This is a genomic window from Bacillus sp. JJ1503, assembly GCF_036965125.1.
Lineage (GTDB): Bacteria > Bacillota > Bacilli > Bacillales > Cytobacillaceae > Cytobacillus.
Genome location: NZ_JBALOZ010000485.1, coordinates 1 through 2,240, shown reverse-complemented (window position 1 = coordinate 2,240; position 2,240 = coordinate 1). Strand labels below are relative to the sequence as shown.

Genomic DNA, 2,240 nt, shown 5'->3' with positions numbered 1-2,240 from the left:
AGGTAGCACTAAAATATTTTCAAAAAATACATTATCTAGATGAAGAAACAGAAAAAATGATTAGTAATATACAAAGTAGGATTTAAGATTGCGAGCTAAATGATTAAGTTCCAATTATTAATATCACAATTTGAGGAGATATTCTTGAAATGAACGAGCAAAAAATTGCTTTTATATATTGTTATAACGATGAAAGAATGTTAAATGAATCAATACTTTATATTCAATCCTTGAATATTCCACCAGGCTTTGAAATAGAGATAATTCCAATTGAAGATGCATCTAGCATTACAGCGGGATACAACTTTGCAATGTCACAAACGGATGCGAAATATAAAGTATTCCTTCACCAAGATGTATTCATAATAAATAAGAACTTTATTAATGCCATTCTTGAAGTTTTTCGACAAGAAGAAAGCATTGGCCTTATAGGAATGGTAGGTGATAAGTCACTGCCAACTAATTTTAATTTGTGGCAAGAAAAGCAAAAGTTCGGGAAAGTGTATGAAAGTCATTTCGGTAATTTGGAAATGTTGGTTTGTGATGAAGTTGGAAGTCATTATGAAGAAGTACAAGCTATTGAAGGTTTTTTAATGGTGACTCAGTATGACATTCCATGGAGAGAAGACCTTTTTGATGAATGGTGTTTTTATAATAACTCTCAAAGTTTAGAATTTATTAGAAAAGGTTTTAAAGTAGCAGTACCTTTTCAAGCCACGCCATGGTGTATCCATGATTGTCAAAATGATCAAAAGAACGAGGAATATGATAAATACAAATCAATATTTATTGATGAGTATACAGACGTTTTTGAAAAGATATTATCAAAGACACCAACATTAGATCTATTTGATTTTGACAAAGTTAGAGCTAAACAAATAATAGATTCAAATAAAGTACAATTTATGGGCTTTTTAAATAATGCTAATAATAGTTTAAATGACAGGAATTACGAACAAGCGTCAAGGTGGATTTATGAAGCGGCAAAATTTGCATCGGAAAATCATCCTGGACTATATACATCCAATGAAAGTGAACGTATTTTAATAGAATGTGCAAAGAACTTACCGGACGCCGCTGCACTAGAAAATCTAAATATCACTAGAAATAATCAACAGAAAAAGAGAAGGGTATTACATATTATAAGTGAGGGATACGTAACAGGTGGACATACTAGACTGGTGAAAAACTGGGTAGCAAAAGATAAAGATTCTGTTCATTCACTTATTACAACATGGCAATTGCAAACATCGCCAGAGTGGCTTCTTAATGAAATCAAACATAGCGGCGGATGGATATATTCATTGGAAGAAAAAGATAAATTTATTGAACGTGCTTCAGAGCTAAGGAAGATTGCTTATGAATGGGCTGATATAGTTGTACTTCATGTGCACATGTTTGATCCAATACCAATAATGGCCTTTGGTGTAGAAGGTGGTCCGCCAGTTTTATTTATGAATCATGGTGATCATGTTTTTTGGATTGGAAAGACAATAATTGATTATTTGATAAACTTCAGGGCATCAGGTTTGGAGTTGTCGTTAAATAGAAGAGGAATATCAAATAATGCTATTCTTCCGATACCTTTGACATTGCCAACTCTTCAAAGCAAAGATAAAAGTAAAATTAGAGAAACTTTAGGAATTTCAGAGGAGAAAATTGTACTACTAACAATTGCTACTCCTTATAAATTTAATTCTTTCGGCGAGATTCATTATATTGATATTATTAAAAGAATGCTTAATATTCATGAAGATGTTATTGCAATTGTAATTGGACCTAATAATGCTAGAGAGTGGGAGAGAGCATATAAAGAGACAAATGGCCGAATTTTACCTTTAGGGATGAGGCAAGATATAGAAGAATTCTATTGTATTTCTGATATATATGTTGATTCATATATGTTCGGTTCCGTAACATCAGCATTGGACGGCGGATTAACAGGATTGCCTATAGTGGCATTAGAAAATAAACATAATAAGACACTTTCATTTAATGACATATCTTATAGTTATTTTAATAAAGAATTTCATAAGATCGAAGATTACTTATACTATGTAAATAAGTTAATAATAAATAAGGAATTTAGAGAATGTGAAGGGAGACAATTGTCTCATAAAATAAAGGAAGACCATATCGATAATTGGACAAAAAAATTAAATGAAATATATAGTGATGTGGAATATCAAGTTCATAAAGTATATCTAAAAAATGAAATTGAATATAAGCAAAACAACGAA

General features: G+C 31.1%; 1 protein-coding gene. It reads left to right on the top strand.

The genetic code is table 11. The annotated features are described in order from the left end of the window. Positions 1-149 precede the first annotated feature (149 nt). Positions 150-2,240, top strand: a 2,091-nt coding sequence (locus tag V7149_RS25625) for a glycosyltransferase (RefSeq protein ID WP_335348379.1), incomplete at its 3' end; no start/stop codon positions are given.